This window comes from Nocardiopsis alborubida, assembly GCF_012396365.1.
GTDB classification, from domain to species: domain Bacteria; phylum Actinomycetota; class Actinomycetes; order Streptosporangiales; family Streptosporangiaceae; genus Nocardiopsis; species Nocardiopsis alborubida.
Genome location: NZ_JAAXPG010000031.1, coordinates 55,414 through 74,875 on the forward strand (window position 1 = coordinate 55,414; position 19,462 = coordinate 74,875).

Consider the following 19,462-nt stretch of genomic DNA (forward strand, 5'->3'; position numbering starts at 1 on the left):
CGCGTTCTCGATCCCGGAGGGAGTTCCGAGGTCCTCCGGGTCCTCCGCGGCGCCGGAGGGGTTCTCGGGCCGCGGTTCCCCGTTGCCTCCGGCCGGTCCGCTCTCCGCTTCCGGACCGGGATCACCGGAACCCTCGGTCATGTGGACCCCCGGGTTCCCCTCGGTGCCGGAAGCCTCCCCGGATCCCGGTTCCCCGCTTCGGGCCTCCTTGTCCCCGGTCTCGCTCCCGGGGGTGGCGGGGCGCGCCGTCAGCGCGGCGAACGCGGTCAGAGCCGCGACCACACCGGTGATGACCAGGCCGATCCCGGGCCGGTCGAACGTGGCCAGCAGTGCGGCCACCACGCCGACGCCGAGTACGGCGACCGGCAGCCACGCGGGTGCCCGGGGCAGGGGCGCCCGCGTCCGCTCCCGGTAGGCCGGGTCGTGGTAAGCCTGCTGGTACTGCTGAGGGTGTGACAGGTGCGACAGGTGGGCGAACGTCGTGCCGTACTGCTGTGGCCTCTGGTGGGCACCCTGCTGCCTCACCTGCTCCATGTGCCACGGATGGCCCGTCTGTCCTGGCGGACTCGGCTGCCCCACCTGAGCCGGTCGCCCCGGTCGTCCTACCCGCTCCGGCGAACCCGGTGGCGCGGGGGTCCCGTGCGGCCCCGGCGCGGGAGCGGCCTCCACCGTCGACCGGCGGCCCTCGGGATTCCCGGCGGTCTCGTCCTCGCTCACCCGTATGCCCCTTTCACGACGGCACCGGACTACCCGGTGCTGTCGGCAGTGGGACAGCGCGCGCACGCTGACGGTTCACGCAGCATCCGTTTTATGGACAAAAGCGAAGTTCTGGACGCGCGTCCCGACACCCGTCCAGGCCTGTGCACCCCGTCCGCCCCCGGCTAGAGTCGGGGGTCACACCGCCTTCCGCGCGAGGAGTCCAGTGACGATGCGAGTCGAGGTCGACTACGACCGGTGCGAGAGCAACGCCCTGTGCATGGCCGCCGCACCGGAGGTCTTCGAGGTCCGCGACGACGACTTCCTCTACCTGCTCACCGAGGAACCCGCCGCCGCGTCGCACGAACGCGTCCGCCAGGCCGAGCGCATGTGCCCCAAGAGGGCCATCACCGTGCGGGAGTGACCCCCGCGGCCGCCAACGCCTCGTCCCACGTCGTCGGCTTCTCCAGCAGACTCCGGTAGCGCATGGTCCTGGGGGTGGAGCGCAGCCCCAGCACACCGGTGAGCATTCCGCCGCGGCCGAGGAAGGCCACGAACTTTCGGTCCTCCGGGGAGCCGTGCACGAAGGCGACCTGATCGGCGGGCGCGCCCTGCCCCAGCAGCTGGACCTTCATCCTGTATTGGTCGGACCAGAAGTAGGGCACCGGAGTGAAGGGCGTGCGCCCACCGCCGCCGGCCAGCAGGTTGTGCGCCGCGGCCTCGCCCTGCTCAGCCGCGTTGGTCCAGTGCTCCAGGCGGATCCGCCCGCCGTAGCGCGGGTGCGGCCAGTTAGCCAGGTCGCCGACCGCGTACACGTTCGGCACCGAGGCCGCGGAGTACTCGTCGCACGCCACCGAGCCGTCGGCCAGCAGCTCCACCCCGGACCCGCGCAGCCACTCGGTGTTCAGGTGCACGCCGATCCCGGCGACCACGAGGGAGGCCTCCACCGCCGAGCCGTCGGCGAGACGGACCCGCTCCACCCGGTCCCGCCCCTCGAAACCGGCCACGCCCACGCCCAGGCGCACGTCGACGCCGTTCTCCCGGTGCAGCTCCGTGAGGACCTCGCCGATCCTCGGGTCCACGACCCGGGTCAGCGGTGTGGGCGCCGCCTCCACCAGGGTCACGTCCATGCCCACCGCGCGGGCGCTGGCGGCCACCTCGGCGCCGACGAAACCGGCCCCGACCACCACCAGGCGGCCGCCGGAGTCGAACTCCGACCGCACCGCCTCGGCGTCGTCCAGGGTGCGCAGCACGTACACGCCCGCCAGGTCGGTGGCGGGGCGGCGCGCCCGGGCGCCCGTGGCGATCACCAGGCCGTCGTAGCGCACCGTTCCGAGGGCGCCGCCCGGACCGGACACGCTCACCTCGCGGGCGGCGGTGTCCAGCCCCACCGCCCGGCTGCCCGGACGGAAGTCCAGGTCCAGGGCGTCCACGGCCTCGTCCTCGCGCAGGCGCAGCGCCCGGTGGCCCACCAGCCAGCCCGGGCCGCCGCCCGCGGGTTCCATGCCCACCCCGGTCAGGACCTCCTTGGACAGCGGAGGCCGCGAGTAGGGCCGGTGCGCCTCCTCGCCCAGGAGCGTCAGCCGCCCCTCGTATCCGCGTTCGCGCAGCGCCTCGGCCGTGTGCAGCCCGGCCATCCCCGCGCCGACGACGACGATGTCGTTGAGGGTGTCCCGCACGGTGGTGTCCCTTCCGGTGGTGGTTCCCCGAGGACGGGGCTCGTCAGAGTGGGCGGACCTCGCCGACGGGGGCGCCACCTCCGAGGACGTCGGCGCGCAACCGGTCCTGGACGGGGGAGACGTCCACACCGAGGGTCCGCAGCGCGTCGAGTGCGACCAGCGTACGCGCCCGCTCCTCGGCGTCCCCGTCGCTGATCTTGACGGCGACGGTCTCGCCGGTGGCGGCGCTGACCACCAGGACCCCGTCGGCACCGCCCTTGGCCACCAGGCCGGGCATCCGCGTCATGAGGTCGGTGTCGATCCGGTCACTGCCCGCCACGTACAGCGGGTGTGCGCTCATCGCCTCGACCACGGCCCGCTCCGGGCCTCCCTCGGGGGCGGTGCGCATGCGCCACAGGCCGCGGGCCAGACCGGTCAGGGACACCGCCATCTGGGGCGCCCCGCAGCCGTCCACGGCGGTGTGCGCGACCGGCTCCCCGCACAGCTCCTCGATGGTCTCGCGGACCAGGACCTGGAAGGGGTGCCCGGCTTCGAGGTAGTCCCCGGTGCTCCATCCCCGGGCGACGCAGGCGGCGAGCATGCCCGCGTGCTTGCCGGAGCAGTTCATCAGCACCCGCTCGGGCTCGCGTCCGGCGCGGACGAACGCGGTGCGCGCGTCCTTGCCGCTGGGGGCGGCCGGGGGGCAGCCCAGGGCGTCGGCGGTGAGCCCGGCCGCGGCCAGGATGCGCTCGGTCTCGGCGGTGTGCGCCTCCTCACCGGAGTGGCTGCCCGCGGCGATGGCCAGCGAGGAGCCCTCCAGGGGCGCGCCCGCCCGCAGCATCGCCAGCGCCTGGAAGGGCTTGGCCGAGGAGCGCGGGAACATGGGCTGGTGCACGGGGCCGCGCGCGTAGGCGATCCGGCCGTCCGCGGACAGTCCGACGACCGCACCGTAGTGGACGCTCTCCAGCATTCCGGACCGGATGACCTGCGCCAGGGGGACGTACTCGGGCAGCGGGCTCTGGGGCATGCGGGCTTCTCCTCGCCGTTGAGGTCGGGTCAGGGTGCGCGTGGAGTGTCCGCCTGTGGGTGGACACGACTGAGAACGTTACATAACTCCCCTTTCTTCCGGTCGCCCCGCGGTCGCGGAACCGGCTCGGCCGGAGCTGTTCCCGGAGCCGTCTCCCGGTCCGCGGACCCGGCCGGGGCGGTCGGCGGGAACAGCCCTCCCACGTGCACGGGGTCCGCTGTCGGACGCGGGGAGTAAGGTCGTTGCCGGTAAGCGGCAAGGTGGAACAGCCGTTCGGCACGACGGACGAAGGAGTGGGGCACACGATGGGAACGCTGCGGATGGGCGCGCTGACCCGGCGCAGGGTCGGCATGCGGGCGGCGGACCTGGAGTACGCGGTGCTCGACATGGAGACCACCGGCCTCGACCCCCGCGAGGGCGCGCGCATCGTGGAGATCGCCGTGGTGCGCGTGCGCGGAGACGGCAAGCTCGTCGAGGAGTTCAGCACCCTGGTCGACCCGCGCGCGCCGGTGGGCGGCCGCGAGTTCCACGGCATCGGCGAGGGTGACACCGTGGGCGCCCCGACCGCGGCGCAGGTGGCGCCCAGGCTCACCGAACTGCTCTCCGGGGCGGTCGTGGTCGGCCACAACCTCGACTTCGAACAGCGCTTCCTCGCCTCGGAGCTGGTGCCCGCGGGGCTGCCCACGGGTCAGGCCGGGCTGTGCACGCTGCGCACGCTGCGCTCCCAGGTGGAGCTGGAGCGGTACTCGCTGCCCAAGGCCTCCCACCGGCTCAGCGGCGACTGGCCGACCGGACAGCACACCGCGCTGGGCGACGCCCGTGCCTGCGCCAAACTGCTCGCGGAGATGCTCGCCAACGCCCCCGGCGAGCTGCGCTACGGCGGTCCCGCGCCCAAGCGGCTCGCGGTGCCGGAGCCGGTCCCCGGCCCGCGCGGCGCGGCAGAGCCGGTCCGCTGGAAGCCGCGCACGTCGTCGGTGCCCGGCGGGCTTCCGCCGCTGGGCCCCTGGCAGGCGCGGTGGCGGCCCCACGAGCTGGACCCGCTGCTGTGCGGCGGGGCCTTCGGAGCCACGGACCGCGCCATCGCGGAGATGGCCGCGCACCGCGACACCCGCTTCCGCGAGCGGCTGGCCGCGGCCGCCGCGGTGACGGGCGGGCTCGCGGCCACGGCCGCGGGCGGCCTGCTGCTGCGCATGGCCGGTGCCGGGAGCACGAGCGACCCCGGTTATCCGGCCGGACGCGCCGACGGCTCCCCGGCGCGGCTGCTCGGCCGGATCGGCCGGTCCGTGCTCGGGGCCCGGCCAGGGCTCACAGACCGGAGAGAGTGAGGAAGAACGCCACGATCAGCGCGCTTCCGCCGAGTGTGGTGAGCAGCGCCTTGCCCGGTTCGGTGAGCCGGGCCGACACCAGCCGCACACGGGGACGGACCATCTCCGGACTCCGCGCGGCGGCCACGGAGCCGCCGCGGCCGGGACGGGGCGCCGGGATCCGTCCGGGGACGTAGCTGGGGAGCTTGTTGAACATGGCGACCGTCACCAGGACGGCGCCGAGGAGGATCAGTACGAGGGACACGTCGGAGAGGGCCTCACACTCGGTCGAAGGGGCGACCGCCCCGAAGGGCGGGCGGGGTCACCGATTCTGACCGATGTCGCCGTACCGTTGCGACTTGATATCGCCTCGCCAACGTTGTGGCGCAGGTTACGGGCCAGCCTTTATGACTGTCTGATCATGTACCGCTACGGCGGGTGTTCCTCGCGGCGGTCTGAGGAAGAACGGTGTCCACGGTTTCGGTCGCCACACCGAGGGCGCGGAGCACGAACCGGGTGACCAGGGCGTGGGTCTCGTCGAGGTCGATCTCGCCGCTGACGAGGGGCAGGCGCTGGGAGCCGACCATCGACAGGGCCAGCCGGGAGACGGGCTCGGCGGGCAGGGGGTCGAACTCGCCCGCGGCGGTGCCCTCCTCCAGGATCTCGGTCAGCAGGCGCTGCATGGGCGCCACGTGGGCGGCGAGCGCCTGGTAGGCGTCCGGGCCGAGGCTGGCCCCGAGTTCGGCGGCGGGCGGGTGCGGATGCGCCATGATGCCCTCCAACTGGAGGCGGACGAACGCCGAGAGCCGCCGCGCCGCCGAGACGCCCGAGGGGAGTTCGCGCCTGTACCGCTCGACGAACGCGCTGTTGACCTGCTCGGTGAAGGCCAGGAGCAGCGCGGGCTTGTCGGGGAAGTAGTTGTACAGGGCGGTACGGGTGATCCCCGCGGAGTTGGCCACGTCGGTCATGGAGATGCGGTCGATCCCCTGGGTCCGGATCAGCTCGTCGACGGCGTCCATGATGCGATCCCGTGTGCGGGCACGGTGGGCGGCGATGGTCGGCGCCGTGATCTTGGGCATCCTCCTATGGTGTCACGCCCGGGGGCGGGCCGTCGTGGGTTCAGCCCCGGGCGGCCGGCAGTGTACGGCTCAGGAAGCCCCGGATGTGGCTGGCCGTGCTGTCCAGATGGCTCTCCAGCAGGAAGTGGCCGCCTCCGGGCACCAGGTGGATCTCGGCGTCCGGCAGGTCCCGGGCGAAGGCGCGCGCGCCTTCGGGGCCGAAGATGCGGTCCTCCGCTCCCCACACGGCCAGGAGCGGGACGCGGCTCTCCCGGAAGTACGCGTGCACCCGCGGGTAGAGGGGCGGGTTGGTGGCGTAGTCGCGGAAGAGGGCGAGCTGTACGAGGTCGTTGCCGGGGCGGCTGATGTCACGGTGGTCGGCCGTCCAGGTGTCGGGGTCGACCAGTTCGGGGCGGTCCACCCCGTGCAGGTACTGCCAGCGGACGGCGTCCAGGCCGAGGGCGGCGCGGACCGCCGGTTCCGTCGCGGGCCCCGGGGCCTTGGCGTAGGCCCACACGGGCGCCCAGAACCCGGGGACGAAGCCGTCCTCGTAGGCGTTGCCGTTCTGGGTGACCACCGCGGTGATCGCCTCCGGGGCGCGCAGCGCGAGCCGCCACCCGATGGGGGCTCCGTAGTCCTGCACGTAGACGGCGTAGCTGGTGACGCCGAGCCCGGCCAGGAGCGCCTCCGTGACGTCGGTGAGCGCGTCGAACGTGTACGCGAACGCGTCGGCGGGCGGGGTGTCGGAGCGGCCGAAGCCGAGGTGGTCGGGGGCGATGACGCGGAACCTGTCGGCGAGTTCCGGGATCAGTCGGCGGAACATGCGCGAGCTGGTGGGGAACCCGTGCAGGAGCACCAGGGCGGGCGCGTCGCGGGGTCCGGCCTCCCGGTAGAAGACGCGGTGTCCGCGCACGGTGGCGTACTGGTGGCGGATCTCCGTCATGACTAACCTTCCAAAGCATCTTTGATGGTTACCTGTGCCCTCAGTGGAGCGGATGCGAGGTAACCTGTCAAATCGATGAAGAGGGTTAGTTCGTGAGGTGGGCGGCCATGATCGACGAGGGAGCGCTGCTCGAAGCGCTGAACAGCACCCCGGTGGTGGACGGCCGGCCGCGGGACCTGTGGGCCGATGACGCCGCGCTGGGGCGGTGGGCGCGGGAGCACGGCGGTCCCGGCGGCGCGTCGGAGGCCGGCTGGCTGCGGACGGCGAGGGACGTGCTCCAGGCCGCCACGCGCGGCCCCGTGCCCGAGGCGCGGATGCGACGGATGCTCGCCGGGGTCTCCCGGCTTCCCGAGATCGGCGGGTCGGACCTGCGGTGGCGTCTGCACGCGCCGCCCGAGCGGATGCTCGCGGTGGAACTGGTGCTCGCCTGGTACGACGTCCGGGAGCGCAGGCCCGGACGGCTGCGCCCCTGCGGCAACGGCGAGTGCCGCCTCTTCCTCCTCGACCGCAGCCGCGCCAACACCGCCCGCTGGTGTTCGATGAGGACCTGCGGCAACCGCCTGAAGGCGCGCCGCCACCAGGAGCGCGCCCGGCAGACCCCGGAGCCCTGACGGGCGCACGCGGTCAGCGTTCAGGCGGCGTCGGCGCCCGCCCCGGCGTCCGTCCCCGCCTCGGGAGCGTACATCCGGCCCAGGTCGGCGAACACCTCGGTGTTGAGCTGGTAGGCCAGCCGCGTCTCGGCCACCAGGCGGTCGGCGGCGGCCCCGTCCAGGTTCAGGGAGTCGAGCCGTTCCCGGTACCCGGTCCGGAAGCGGGGCAGGCTGCCCAGTGCGTCGAAGACGTAGAAGGAGACGCCGGCCGCGTCGGTCAGGCCGTAGGTCCTGGCGGCCACGCGGCGGATGAACTGGCCGCCGGACACGTCGCCCATGTAGCGGGTGTAGTGGTGGGCGACGAACCCCTCGGGGCGGTCGGCCATCTGCTCGATGCGCGCCGCGTAGGTGCGGGTGGCCGGGGTGGGGGCGATCCTGTCGCGCCAGTCGGCGCCGAGCAGGTGCTCCAGGTCGCGGACCAGCGCGGGGACCCGCTCCAGTTCCGGGTGGCGGAACCTTCCGGCGACGGGGTCGTCCGCCAGCCGTCGGCCGGTCTCCTCCAGCGCGACGTAGGCGAAGTAGTGCTGGGCGACCATGCCGGTGTACCCGTCCAGGGGAAGCGTGCCGTCCATGAGGGCCCGGGTGAACCCGTGGTCCTCGGCGGCCTGGTGGTCGCTCCAGGTCGCCGCGCGGAGCCGTTCGGAGAACGTCTCGGGTGCGTCGGGGGCGGTCGTCGCGGGAACCTCGGCCGTTGTGCTCATCGGTGCTCTCCGCCTTCGGTCCGGCATCTTTATGACATCATGTCATTTAGGCGGAGGCCGCTGTCAAGAGGGATATGACACCCTGTCATGAAAACTCGCCCGGTACGCCAAGGCGCGGCCGATCCGGAATCCGCCCCAGATTCGGTCGGCGGTCCGTTCGGCGGTCCGCCCCGGGCTCCGTGCCGAGGTCCGCGGCCCCGCTCGCGGGCGCGCCTCCCGCGGGGGCGCCCGCCTCTCCGGAGAGGTCTCGGGTACGCTCGGAGAAATCCGGGAAGTGTCCCCCGTCACACCCTGCATGTGCTCGTGCATGGGCATATGCCCGTTCCGTCCGAACATGGGGGCGAAGCGTCAGCGAGTTCTCCACCGCAGGCCAACAGCCCCTCACACAGGGAGAACAGGACTGTGATCCCGGTCTCCGTCGTCGGATGTGTCTCGTCACGGCCGCTGGTCAACAGGTCACCGGGGCGTTTATCGTTTGGGTGTCGTGCGGTCCGGACCGCCGGGAGGACCCGGGGCGCTTCCCGGGTCCACGCGGCGCGACACGGCACCCACGAACCGGCAGACCAAGGGCGATGAGTGGATACCAGGAGAACAGGGCACGATCCCGTGACGGTGATCGGCGGGGAGGCGGCACGGGCCGCCTCCGCCAATGATGCTGCCTCGCACGACGGGGCCTTCCTGGGCGACGACACCGTCCCGAACGAGCGGGTGGAGGCTGCTGTCGAACCGGTTGACGTCCTACTCATAGAAGACGACCCCGGGGACGCCTTCCTCGCCGAGGAACTGCTCGACGAGACGGCCCTGCCCACGCACATCACCTGGGTCCCCACCCTCGCCGAGGCGCGCCGACACCTGGAGGACTTCCGGGGCTGCGTGCTGCTCGACCTCAACCTCCCCGACGCCCACGGGCTGGATCTGCTCCGCGAGGTCCTGGAGAGCGCGCCCGCGGCCGCCGTCGTCGTCCTCACCGGGCTCGACGACGAGCACGAGGGCGTCGCCGCCGTGGCGGCGGGCGCCCAGGACTACCTCGTCAAGGGCCAGGTCGACGGCTCGCTGCTCGGCCGCAGCCTGCGCTACTCCCTGGAGCGGCGCCGCGCCGACGAGAACGCCCGCCAGCTGCGCGAGGCCCGCATGAGCGCCCGCGAGAACATGCGCCTCGAACGCGGCCTCCTGCCCCAGGTCCTCCTCCAGCGCTCGCCCCTGGACCACCTCGCCTACTACCGCCCCGGCCGCAAGCGCGCCCTGGTCGGCGGGGACTTCTACGACGCGGTCGAGAAGGACGGCACCACCCACGTCATCATCGGCGACGTCAGCGGGCACGGCCCCGACGAGGCGGCGCTCGGCGTCAGCCTGCGCATCGCCTGGCGCGCCCTGATCATGGGCGGTGTCGACGAGCACCGGGTGCTGCCCAACCTGGAGGACATCCTGGTCACCGAGCGGGCCCAGGAGGAGATGTACGCCACCCTGTGCATGGCCAGCCTGGACACCGGCGACGACCGGATCAGGCTCCGCGTGCTGGGCCACCCGCCGCCCATGGTCCTGCGCGACGGCGCCGTCGAGGAGACCCGCGTCACCCCGCAGCCGCCCCTGGGCGTCTTCCCGGTCGAACAGACCGACACCGACACGGTCGTGCTCCCCGCCGGGGCGACCATGCTCTTCTACACCGACGGCCTCGTGGACGCCTACGACGGCGCCCCGCCCGCGCGCCTGGAGGTCGCGGGCCTGCGCCGGATGGTCTCCGGCGTGCTGGAACGGGGCACCTCCCTGGCCGGACTGCCCGAACGCCTGGTGGACGAGGCCGAGCGCAGCAACGGGGGACCGCTCCAGGACGACGTGGCGATGCTGCTCATCACCCACGGAGAGCCCGAGTGACACCGAGGACCGGGGAGGGGACGGCCATGGAGACCGAGGAATCCGGGTCGACCCCGGACGTCGGCGTGCGCGGCGGAGCCTCGATCGGCGGCACGCACTTCGTCAACGGCACCAACCATGAGGGGAAGCGCTCGGCCCACCAGTCGTGGAGCCTGCGGCGGCGCGTCACGAGCCTGCTGGCCGTGGTCGCCGTCGTCCTGGTCGTGGCGGTGTCCGTCATCACCCTGGCGGCTTTCCAGGCCCGCGAGTCCCTGGCGCTCCAGGTCGACTCCCTCACGCCCGCCGTGAGCGCGGTCGAGCAGACGCACTCGGCCTACCTCACCCAGGACCACGCCCTGCGCGGCTACATCCTCACCCAGGACCGCGAGTTCCTCCAGCCCTACGTCGAGAGCCAGCTGACGCTGACGGAGAACCAGGCCGTCCTGGCCCAGCTGGCGGAGGACAACCCCGAGGTGGCCACCAACGTCGACGACCTGCTCGCCGCGGGCCGTGTGTGGACCGAGGAGTTCGCCGAGCCCGCCCTGGAGCAGGTCAGCAGAGGGCAGGAGGTCACCCAGGAGGAGCTGCGGCGCGGCCGGATCCTCTTCCTGGAGCTCAGCCGGATCAGCGACGCCACCACCAGCCAGCTGGAGGCGGAGATCAAGGAGGCCCGCGATGGCCTGACCCTGGCCACCCAGCAGGTCGTGGCACTGCTGGTCCTGGTCGGCCTGGTCGTGGTGTTCCTGTCGGTGTTCCTGTGGGTGATGCTCCAGCAGTGGGTGCTGCGCCCCCTGGAGGAACTCGCCGGGCACATGCGCCAGGTGTCGGAGGGCTACTACGCCCACCGGATCTCCCTGCACGGCCCTCCGGAGATCGTCCGGCTCGGTCAGGACGTGGACGCCATGCGCGAGCGCATCGTGCAGGACCTGGACGAGGTCGCCTCCGCGCGGCGCAAGCTCCAGGAGCAGTCCGTGCTCATGGAGAACCAGACCGAGGAGCTGCGCCGCTCCAACCTGGAGCTGGAGCAGTTCGCCTACGTCGCCTCCCACGACCTCCAGGAGCCGCTGCGCAAGGTGGCGAGCTTCTGCCAGCTGCTCCAGCGCCGCTACCAGGGGCAGCTGGACGAGCGCGCCGACTCCTACATCGACTTCGCGGTCGAGGGTGCCAAGCGCATGCAGACCCTCATCAACGACCTGCTGGCCTTCTCCCGGGTCGGCCGGGTCAGGAACTTCGCGCCGGTCGCCCTCGACGACGCGCTGGACGACGCACTGAGCAGCCTGTCCACCCGCCTGGAGGAGGCCGACGCCGAGGTCACCCGGGACCCGATGCCGACCGTGCAGGGCGACCGCACCCTCCTGACCCAGGTGTTCTTCAACCTCGTGGGCAACGCCGTGAAGTTCCGCGGCGAGGAGGACCCCCGGGTCCACATCAGCGTCGAGCGGCGCGGTGACGAGTGGGTGTTCTGCTGCTCCGACAACGGGATCGGAATCGAACCGCAGTACGCGGAGCGCATCTTCGTGATCTTCCAGCGGTTGCATACCAGGGACAAGTACACGGGGACCGGCATCGGCCTGGCGATGTGCAAGAAGATCGTGGAGTTCCACGGGGGACGGATCTGGCTGGAAACCGACCCCCCGACAGCTGAGGAATCCGAAACCTCAGGTGACCGGGACTCTGGCCGAACCGGAACACGCATATGCTGGTCCTTGCCCGCCGACCCCGCGGAGGACGAGGACCCGGCCCCCGACAGGGGAACCGCCGAGCCCATCGCCGTCGATAGTGGGGACGAGGGTACCGAGGACGCCGAGACCACCCCCGAGGACTCGGCTCCGACGGCCGCACGACAGCCCACGGGTACGGACAACCCTGGGGAGGACGGTGCCGAACCGGGCGACAGGCCCGGCGGCGTCCGCTCCGCCCAGCCCGACACCGGTGGCGGTACGGTTCCCCCCGGTCACGGGGCGGGACCCTGAGCAGGGGTCTGGAAGCTTGAGCGAGGTCATGTTGGTGCATCCCATCGAGGTGCTGCTGGTCGAGGACGACCCCGGCGACGTCCTGATGACCAGGGAGGCGTTCGAGGAACACAAGCTGGGCAACCGCCTGCACGTGGTCTCCGACGGCGTCGAGGCGCTGCGCTTCCTGCGTCGCGAGGACGAGTTCGCCGACGCGCCCCGTCCCCACCTGATCCTGCTCGACCTCAACCTGCCCCGGAAGGACGGCAGGGAGGTGCTGGAGGAGGTCAAGAACGACGAGGACCTCGCGCACATCCCCGTCGTGGTGCTCACCACCTCCGAGGCCGAGGAGGACGTGCTGCGCAGCTACCGCCTGCACGCCAACGCCTACGTGCCCAAGCCGGTGGACTTCGACCAGTTCATACGGGTGGTCCGGCAGATCGACGACTTCTTCGTCAGCGTGGTGCGCCTGCCCAAGGGCTAGGGTGCGCCTGCCCGGGGGCCGGGCGGCACGCCCGTCCCGCGGGGCAGCACCCGTCCCGCGGGGGCTGTGCCGCTCCCACGGCAGCGCCCGTCCCGCGGAGTGGTGCGGGGAGGGGCAGGGACGGTTCGCGCGGTCGCGGCGGGCCCTCCGCGGAGGTTTTCCACAGCCGCGCACAGGGACTACCGCGGCGCGCCCGCCCGCGGTTCCATGGATACAGGGGGGCCACCCACCCCTCCCGCCTCGCGCTGCCCTGAGCGCCGCCCCGGTCGCGCCCGATGAGTTTCGCCCCCGTCCGAGGTCGGTACGGGGGACCGTGTCACGCACCCCGACCGAACGGAGCGGCCGTGTCCGCCAAGGCCCGTGGCCTCCACATCAGTCTGCCGATCGCCGACCGTATGCGTGCGATGCTCTTCTACCGCGACGCCTTCGGTTTCGAGCCCGTCGGCGAACCCGCCGAGGACGGCGTGCCCGAACCCCTGATGTTCCGCGTCGACCAGCGCACCCTGTTGGCCCTCATCCCCGCCGGAGGGCTCGGCTGGGTCCTCGGTGACAGCCGCCGCCCGGCCCCCGCCGGAACCAGCGAGTGCCTCATGGGCGTGGACATGGCCACCGAACAGGAGGTCACCGACCTGGTCGAGCGGGTCCGCGGCGCGGGGGGAGAGGTGCTCGCCGAACCCGAGCACAAGCCCTGGGGATACACGGCCCTGTGCTCCGACCCGGACGGACACGTCTGGCAGGTCGGCGTCACACCCTGACCGGGGGTGTTCACCAAACCCCCACGTCCCAGGTGTCCCCGCCGGTCCGGGGGCGGGCCGGTGCGCTCCCCCCTCCGCCGCGCCCGCCCGTCCCCGTCCCGGGGCGTCCTCCGCCGCCGTGCTCCCGCCCCGCCGGGCGAACGCGCGGGAGCCACAGCACGTGGCCGCAACGGTTTTTCGTTACGGTAAGGGCATGAGCTTGCCGGAACCGCGTGATCCCGCTGGTCCCTACCGCGTCAGTGTGGTGTGCCTGGGCAACATCTGCCGCTCGCCCATGGCGGAGAAGATCCTCGCCGCCGACCTCGAACGGGCCGGGATGAGCGAACTCGTGGCGGTGGACAGCTTCGGCACGGGCGACTGGCACGTGGGCGGCGGCATGGACCCGCGCGCGGCCTCCACCCTGCGCGTGCACGGATACCTCACCAGCCACACCGCCCGTCAGTTCGCCCACGACGTCCTGGCCGACCGCGACCTCCTCCTCGCCATGGACCTGGACAACGTCGACGAGATCCGTCGCGTCGTCGACGAGTACGGTGAGGAGTACGGGTTCGACATGTCGCGGGTCCGCCTCTTCCGCTCCTTCGCGCCCGGCACCGGACCCAACCCGGAGGTGCCCGATCCCTACTACGGCGGTGACGACGGGTTCACCGCCGTTCTGAACATGGTGGAGTCCGCGGCCAAGGGCCTCACCGGCGAGCTCGTCACCCGGTTGAGGCGGTAGCGCGGGTGAGGGGGGAGCGGATCGTGCGGGACTTCGGAGGCGACGACGGCGACGGGCCCGGGGAGGGGCGCCGCAGGGACCCGGTCGACGGGACCATGGCCGAGCGCCTCACGGTCCTGCTCGGCCGCGACGTCAGGCGCGCCGCCCGCGCCGGCAGCAGCCACGACTGGGACATCTACTACGCCGAACTCACCGACGGCACCCGCCTGTTCGTCAAGTCGCTGGTGCGGGGCGCCCCGCCCAACGGGGTGCTCACCGCCGAGGCGCGCGGCCTGGACTGGCTGGGCCGGACCTTCGGCTCGCCCGCCGTCGACGTCGTGGCCTGGGACGACCGCATCCTCGTCCTGCCGTGGATCGAGGAGCGCGAACCCACCGTGCAGGCCGCCGAACGCCTCGGCCGCCAGCTCGCCGGGATGCACCTGACCGGCGCCGACCACTTCGGCGCCGACTGGCCCGGCTACGTCGGCCCCCTGACCATGGACAACACCCCCTCCCGGGACTGGCCGCGCTTCTACGCCGAGCAGCGGCTGCGCCCCTACCTGCGCCAGGCCCTGGACCAGGGCTCCCTCACCCCGTCCGACGGCCGCGTGGTCGAGAAGGTGGTCGACGCCGTCGCGGACCTGGCGGGGGAACCCGAGGAGCCCGCGCGCGTCCACGGCGACCTGTGGAGCGGCAACGTCCTCTGGCGGGCGCAGGACGCGGTGGTCATCGATCCGGCCGCGCACGGCGGGCACCGCGAGGCCGACCTGGCCATGCTGGCCCTGTTCGGACTGCCCCACCTGGAACGGGTGCGCGACTCCTACAACGAGGTGGCGCCGCTGGCCTCCGGGTGGCGGTCGCGGGTCGCCCTGCACCAGCTGCACCCGCTGCTGGTCCACGTGTGCCTGTTCGGCGCCGCCTACCGCACCACGACCCTGGAGGCCGCGCGCACCGCCCTGCGCGGCGGTTGAGCGTCCGGGCCGCCCGGTGCCGCCGGTGCCGCTGCCCCCCTCCGGGGGAGACGGAACACGCGCACTATGCTCACCAACGTGCCCGGTGGACCGTTGACCCCTCTTGCAACTGAGCCCACGCACGTATCGGGCGGTGCGGCGGAGGAACCCAGGGAGCGCTTCTCGTGACCTCACCCCCCGACACGGACGTGATCGTCTTCGACGTTCTCGGGACCATGGTCGATGAGCCCGGCGGGATCGGACGCGGCATCCGGACACTGCTCCCGGGCATCGACGACGCGAGGACGCGCGAGCTTGTCGAGGTGTGGAACAGGCATGTCGACGAGCAGCAGCGGGAGATGCTCGCGGGCCGCCGCCCCTACGCCAGCAGCACGGTGATCGACCTCGAAGCGGCCACACGCGTCGCGGCCGAGGCCGACGTCGACGACGCGGACGCGGTTCGCTCGCTGGCGGCTTCCGCGCAGCGGCTGGAGCCCTGGCCGGACTCCGCCCCGGCGCTGGGCCGGATCGCCTCGTATTTCCCGGTGATCGGTTTGTCGAACGCCAGCAACTCAGCGCTCACACGTATCAGCGCGCACGCCGGGCTCCGCTGGCACCAGGTGCTCTCTGCCGAGGACGCGCACAGCTACAAACCCCATCCCGACGTGTACCGGCTCGCGATCGCGAACGCGGAACGCGCGCCGGACCGCGTGCTCATGGTCGCCGCCCACGCCTGGGACCTGCGGGGCGCACAGGCCCTGGGTATGAGGACCGCCTATGTCGAACGTCCCGTCGGGGACCCTCCGCGCGCCACGGACCGCTTCGACCTGGAGGCGAGGAGCCTCGACGACCTGGCCATAAGACTCAACGCGATCTGACGATCCGAGGATCCCGGACCTGGAAACGAGGGTCTGGAACCAGAGGCCTGGAAACCGAAGTCCGCAACTCCGGGCCGAGAGCCGGGGGCCAGAAGCCTGGAGACCCGAACCGAGAACTGGGGTCCGGAGCCCGGAGCCTGTGATCCTCGCCTGGGAGGCCCGGTCGGACAGACGCCGGAAATCCCCTGGCCCCAGCCCACCTCCCCCGGTACGGTCTCGGAGTGTCGCCGCCGCGGAGTCCACGAGACCCGCGCGCGGCCACGCCCATAGTTCCCACGAGGAGAGCAGGTTTCGTCCATGGCATGTCGTATCAGTGAGCTCGTGCTCTCCTGCCGCGACCCCGAGATGCTGGCGCGGTTCTGGTGCGAGGTCCTGGACTTCGTCGTGCTCGACCGCGAGGAGGAGGGCTGCATCGAGATCGGGCCGCGCGAGGGGTTCGGCGGCTTGCAGCCGACGATCATCCTCAGCCGCACGGAAGAGCCGGAGAGGGCCAAACCCCGGCTGCACATCGACGTCAACGCCACCGACCGCGACCAGGACGCCGAGCTCGAACGCCTCCTGGCCGCCGGGGCCGTGTTCGCCGACATCGGTCAGACCGGGGAGGAGCCCTGGCACGTCCTGGCCGATCCCGAGGGCAACGAGTTCTGCCTGCTCAGGGCACGCCTCGACCAGCTCTGACGGCCCCCGTCGGCACCGGCGGCCGACCCGCCTCCGTGCCCACGGGCAGCGACGGAGCCAGCCACGCGCACCGAGCACCGCACACCGGCCGGGCCGGACCGCCGGACCCCCGCCTTCCTGACCCCGACCGCTGAGGTCGGCGGAGGGAAGGCCCCCGGCGGTCGCCGCGCCCGCCGGACGCAGCCGGTGGCGACGGACCGTGCGCCCTCACCCGGTGGTGAGCTCCAGAACGGCCTTGCCCCGCAGGCGGCGTTCGAGGAGGGCGGCCACGGCCTCGTCGGCCCGGCCCCACGAACCGCGCCAGGAGACCCCCGGGTCGAGGTCCCCGGAGGCGACCTGAGCGGCCAGCCAGCCCAGGTCCCCGGCCGGGGCCACGCCGTCCTGGAGGTGGAACGTGGTGATGGAGCGGCCGTGCCGCCCGTCGTCCACGAGGAAGGCGCCGAGAGGGAAGTGCTCGGGCTGCCCGGTCACGTGTCCGACGGCCACCAGGGTTCCCCCGGCGTTCAGCCTGTCGAAGGCCGCGACCAGTTGGGGGCCTCCGACGCAGTCCACGACCCCGTCGACCAGGTAGTCGGGTTCCCCGGGTTCCGATGCCACCTCGTGGGCACCCAGGTCGCGCAGTTCGGCGCCGTGGGCCCGGGGCTCACCGGTGCAGGCGGTCACGTGGGCACCGCCCATGCGGGCGAGCTGGACCGCGTACCGCCCTACGCCGCCGGTGGCCCCGGTGACCAGGATTCGCCTTCCGAGGAGTGACCCCACCCTGCGCAGGGCGCGCAGAGCACTGGTGGCTGCCACCGGGACGGTGCTGAGGGCTCCGTGGTCCGCACCCTCGGGGGCCGTCCCCAGGAAGCCGGTGTCGACGGCGCGCAGTTCGGCCCAGCCTCCCGACACGCCCAGTGTGACCACCGAGGTTCCGGCGGCGGGGCCGGACCCGTCGGAGGCAGGGCGTTCCACGAACCCCGCGGCGTCCCACCCCGGCACGGTCGCGTCGGGCAGGCGGGAGACGGTGTCCACCTCGCCGAAGTTGAGTGATGCGGCGGTGACGCGGACCAGCGCCTGGTGCGGGGCCGGAACCGGTTCGGGGGCCTCTCCGAGGCGCAGGTGGTGGGGTGCGGTGCGATCGACGACCAGGGCGCGCATGTTCGGGCTCCTTCACGGGACGGGATGGACAGGGCTGCAATATGGCACTCAGGGGCATTAGGCGTCAAGGACCTAAAGCTTCTCAGGGGCTATGGGCGTTGAGTGGCGGCTTGCTTCGGTACACTGCGGCCATGGTCAGCACCCGTCCCCGCCTCGCCGCCTCCGAGGAGTCCCTGCGCGAGCGTAAGAAGCGCCGCACCCGACGAACCCTGGTCGACACCGCGCTGGAGCGCTTCACCCGGGCGGGGTACGACCAGGTCACGCTGGACGAGGTCTGCGCGGCGGCGGAGGTCTCCAAACGCACCTTCTTCCGCTACTTCGCGAGCAAGGAGGAGTTGGCCATGGCTCCGTTGCAGGACCTGTGGGAGGCGTTCCTCCGAGTGCTGGAGGAGAAGGGCCCCGACGGTCGGCCCCTGGTGGAGCTGGCACGCGACGCCCTCCTCGAAGCCGCGGAACGCGTTGCCGACCAGGAGTGGACGCGCGTCGCCCGGCTCAGCCTCAGACTGGCCGGGGACACCCCGGCGATCAGTGCCCACAACCTCCAGTTCTGCGAGCGCACCACGGTCCGGGCCCTGGCCGTGCTGGGGATCGGTGACCACGCCGACCCGCGTTCGAGGCTCGCCCTGGACATGGTCGCCTCCGCGGCCCGGTACGCGCTGGACGGTTGGGCCACCGCATCGGGGACCCCCACGGTCTCCGACCTGCTCGCGCGGTACCGCGGGGCCTTCGACGCCCTGCCCGGCGGTCTCACCGTGTCCGTCCCCGCGCGCTGACGGCGTCCGGACGCCACGAGGAAGCGAGCGTGCTGCCCTGTCACCACCGGACCGGGGGCGGCACGCTCTAGATTGGTGGCATGGCTGACGCATCCGAGGCACAGAGCACACCCGAACACGACGGCCCCGAACTGCACGTCGCCCTCATCGGTTACGGCAAGGGCGGCGAGGTCTTCCACGCGCCGCTGATCGACGCGGTCCCGGGACTGCGCCTGTCCGCGGTGGTCACGGGAAACCCCGACCGCCGCCGGGCCGCCGAGGCGCGCTACCCCGGCGTCACCGTGTACCCGAACGTCGCCGAACTGTGGGCCGATGCCGAGCGGTACGAGATCGCGGTCGTCACCACGCCCAACGACACCCACGCCCCGCTCGCCCAGGCCGCCCTGGAGGCGGGCATGGCGGTGGTGGTGGACAAGCCCTTCGCGCTCACCGCCCTCCAGGCCCGGGAGCTCACCGACCTCGCGGACAAGCTGGGCCGGGTGCTCACCGTGTACCAGAACCGCCGCTGGGACGCCGACTTCCTCACCCTGTGGGACATCATCGAGGAGGGCGCTCTGGGCCGCGTGCACCGGTTCGAGTCGCGTTTCGAGCGCTGGCGCCCCGAGTCCAAGGGCACCTGGCGCGAGCGCGGCGGGGTCGAGGCCGGGGCCGGACTGCTCTACGACCTGGGGCCCCACCTGATCGACCAGGCGGTCAACCTGTTCGGTCCGGTCTCCTCCGTCTACGCCGAGATCGACGCCCGGCGCGAGGGCGTCAACGCCGACGACGACGTCTTCCTCGCCCTCGACCACGCCCGGGGCACCCGTTCCCACCTGTGGATGAGCGCGCTCACCGCCCAGGGCGGGCCGCGCTTCCGGGTACTGGGGGACGAGGGGGCGTTCATCAGCCACGGCATGGACCGCCAGGAGGCCCGGCTGACGGCGGGGGAGCGGGCCGACGCCGCCGACTGGGGCGTGATCCCCGAGGCGGACTGGGGCGTGCTCGGGGTGGACGGCCACACCCGGCCGGTGCCCAGCGCGCGCGGCGCCTACCCGGAGTTCTACGCCGGGGTGCGCGACGCGGTCGGCGAGGGCGAGCCCCTGCCGGTGGACCCGCACGAGGTGATCCACGGGCTGGAGGTCATCGAGGCCGCTCGGCGCAGCGCCCGTACGGGTTCGGTGGTCGCTCTCTAGGCCCGGGGCCTCTCCCGGGCCACCTCCCGGCCCGGTCCTCGCCCGCCACGAGGGTCCTGTGGGCAGGCGCTCCCTTCGGCTGGCCCGGCGTC

Annotated in this window: 20 protein-coding genes; 13 read left to right on the forward strand and 7 right to left on the reverse strand. The window is 72.7% G+C overall.

Translation table 11 applies throughout. The annotated features are described in order from the left end of the window. The first annotated feature begins 928 nt into the window (after positions 1–928). Positions 929–1,120: a ferredoxin gene (locus HGB44_RS26050; RefSeq protein WP_061080648.1), complete on the forward strand. Its 192-nt coding sequence runs from the start codon at positions 929–931 to the stop codon at positions 1,118–1,120. On the opposite strand, the gene HGB44_RS26055 is transcribed toward HGB44_RS26050, so the two are convergent. Next, a complete protein-coding gene (locus tag HGB44_RS26055) occupies positions 1,104–2,375 on the reverse strand; it encodes an NAD(P)/FAD-dependent oxidoreductase (RefSeq protein ID WP_061080649.1) in 1,272 nt (423 codons plus the stop codon). The genes HGB44_RS26050 and HGB44_RS26055 overlap by 17 nt on opposite strands. A 43-nt stretch (positions 2,376–2,418) precedes the next feature. After that, on the reverse strand, positions 2,419–3,381 hold the full coding sequence (locus HGB44_RS26060; RefSeq protein ID WP_061080621.1) for an asparaginase: 963 nt from the start codon (positions 3,379–3,381) through the stop codon (positions 2,419–2,421). Between the two features lie 305 nt (positions 3,382–3,686). On the opposite strand from HGB44_RS26060, the gene HGB44_RS26065 reads away from it, so the two are divergent. Next, a complete protein-coding gene (locus HGB44_RS26065; protein WP_061080622.1) occupies positions 3,687–4,706 on the forward strand; it encodes a 3'-5' exonuclease in 1,020 nt (339 codons plus the stop codon). Here HGB44_RS26065 and HGB44_RS26070 read toward each other — a convergent pair. The 3 genes from HGB44_RS26070 to HGB44_RS26080 all read right to left on the reverse strand — a co-directional run bounded on the left by HGB44_RS26070 (position 4,687) and on the right by HGB44_RS26080 (position 6,686). Continuing rightward, positions 4,687–4,950 carry a hypothetical protein gene (locus HGB44_RS26070; protein ID WP_061080623.1) on the reverse strand — a complete coding sequence of 88 codons (264 nt, stop codon included), beginning with the start codon at positions 4,948–4,950 and terminating at the stop codon, positions 4,687–4,689. The two genes, HGB44_RS26065 and HGB44_RS26070, sit on opposite strands and share 20 nt — an antisense overlap. Positions 4,951–5,104: 154 nt before the next feature. Next, positions 5,105–5,764, reverse strand: coding sequence for a TetR/AcrR family transcriptional regulator (locus HGB44_RS26075; protein WP_061080624.1), 660 nt, complete (start codon positions 5,762–5,764; stop codon positions 5,105–5,107). Positions 5,765–5,804: 40 nt separating this feature from the next. Beyond that, positions 5,805–6,686: an alpha/beta fold hydrolase gene (locus HGB44_RS26080; RefSeq protein WP_061080625.1), complete on the reverse strand. Its 882-nt coding sequence runs from the start codon at positions 6,684–6,686 to the stop codon at positions 5,805–5,807. 107 nt (positions 6,687–6,793) lie between these two features. Between HGB44_RS26080 and HGB44_RS26085 the strand changes: the two genes are divergently transcribed. After that, entirely contained in the window at positions 6,794–7,297 is a 504-nt protein-coding gene (locus tag HGB44_RS26085; RefSeq protein WP_061080626.1) for a CGNR zinc finger domain-containing protein, read from the forward strand. 20 nt (positions 7,298–7,317) lie between these two features. Here HGB44_RS26085 and HGB44_RS26090 read toward each other — a convergent pair whose 3' ends face one another. Further along, positions 7,318–8,037, reverse strand: coding sequence for a biliverdin-producing heme oxygenase (locus HGB44_RS26090; protein ID WP_061080627.1), 720 nt, complete (start codon positions 8,035–8,037; stop codon positions 7,318–7,320). Positions 8,038–8,643: 606 nt separating this feature from the next. On the opposite strand from HGB44_RS26090, the gene HGB44_RS26095 reads away from it, so the two are divergent. The 8 genes from HGB44_RS26095 (at position 8,644) to HGB44_RS26130 (ending at position 16,285) form a co-directional block, all read left to right on the forward strand. After that, complete coding sequence (locus HGB44_RS26095; RefSeq protein ID WP_061080628.1) at positions 8,644–9,909, forward strand: PP2C family protein-serine/threonine phosphatase; 1,266 nt, start codon at positions 8,644–8,646, stop codon at positions 9,907–9,909. 26 nt (positions 9,910–9,935) lie between these two features. Next, positions 9,936–11,861, forward strand: a complete 1,926-nt coding sequence (locus HGB44_RS26100; RefSeq protein ID WP_082768365.1) for a sensor histidine kinase — start codon at positions 9,936–9,938, stop codon at positions 11,859–11,861. A 28-nt stretch (positions 11,862–11,889) separates the two neighbouring features. After that, positions 11,890–12,324, forward strand: a complete 435-nt coding sequence (locus tag HGB44_RS26105; RefSeq protein WP_061080629.1) for a response regulator — start codon at positions 11,890–11,892, stop codon at positions 12,322–12,324. Between the two features lie 344 nt (positions 12,325–12,668). Beyond that, positions 12,669–13,079, forward strand: coding sequence for a VOC family protein (locus tag HGB44_RS26110; RefSeq protein ID WP_061080630.1), 411 nt, complete (start codon positions 12,669–12,671; stop codon positions 13,077–13,079). Between the two features lie 193 nt (positions 13,080–13,272). Next, positions 13,273–13,800 (forward strand): low molecular weight protein-tyrosine-phosphatase, encoded by a 528-nt coding sequence (locus tag HGB44_RS26115; RefSeq protein WP_061080631.1) that lies wholly within the window; start codon positions 13,273–13,275, stop codon positions 13,798–13,800. 23 nt (positions 13,801–13,823) lie between these two features. Beyond that, positions 13,824–14,750, forward strand: coding sequence for a fructosamine kinase family protein (locus HGB44_RS26120; RefSeq protein ID WP_061080651.1), 927 nt, complete (start codon positions 13,824–13,826; stop codon positions 14,748–14,750). A 164-nt stretch (positions 14,751–14,914) separates the two neighbouring features. Next, positions 14,915–15,607, forward strand: coding sequence for a haloacid dehalogenase type II (locus HGB44_RS26125; RefSeq protein WP_061080632.1), 693 nt, complete (start codon positions 14,915–14,917; stop codon positions 15,605–15,607). Between the two features lie 297 nt (positions 15,608–15,904). Continuing rightward, positions 15,905–16,285: a VOC family protein gene (locus HGB44_RS26130; RefSeq protein WP_061080633.1), complete on the forward strand. Its 381-nt coding sequence runs from the start codon at positions 15,905–15,907 to the stop codon at positions 16,283–16,285. Positions 16,286–16,492: 207 nt separating this feature from the next. Here HGB44_RS26130 and HGB44_RS26135 read toward each other — a convergent pair whose 3' ends face one another. Then, positions 16,493–17,425, reverse strand: coding sequence for a zinc-binding dehydrogenase (locus HGB44_RS26135; protein ID WP_061080634.1), 933 nt, complete (start codon positions 17,423–17,425; stop codon positions 16,493–16,495). Between the two features lie 131 nt (positions 17,426–17,556). Here HGB44_RS26135 and HGB44_RS26140 point away from each other — a divergent pair, with 131 nt between their 5' ends. Together HGB44_RS26140 and HGB44_RS26145 are read left to right on the forward strand one after the other, a co-directional pair. After that, entirely contained in the window at positions 17,557–18,198 is a 642-nt protein-coding gene (locus tag HGB44_RS26140) for a TetR/AcrR family transcriptional regulator (RefSeq protein ID WP_061080635.1), read from the forward strand. Positions 18,199–18,278: 80 nt separating this feature from the next. Further along, complete coding sequence (locus HGB44_RS26145) at positions 18,279–19,370, forward strand: Gfo/Idh/MocA family protein (RefSeq protein WP_061080636.1); 1,092 nt, start codon at positions 18,279–18,281, stop codon at positions 19,368–19,370. Positions 19,371–19,462 lie beyond the last annotated feature (92 nt).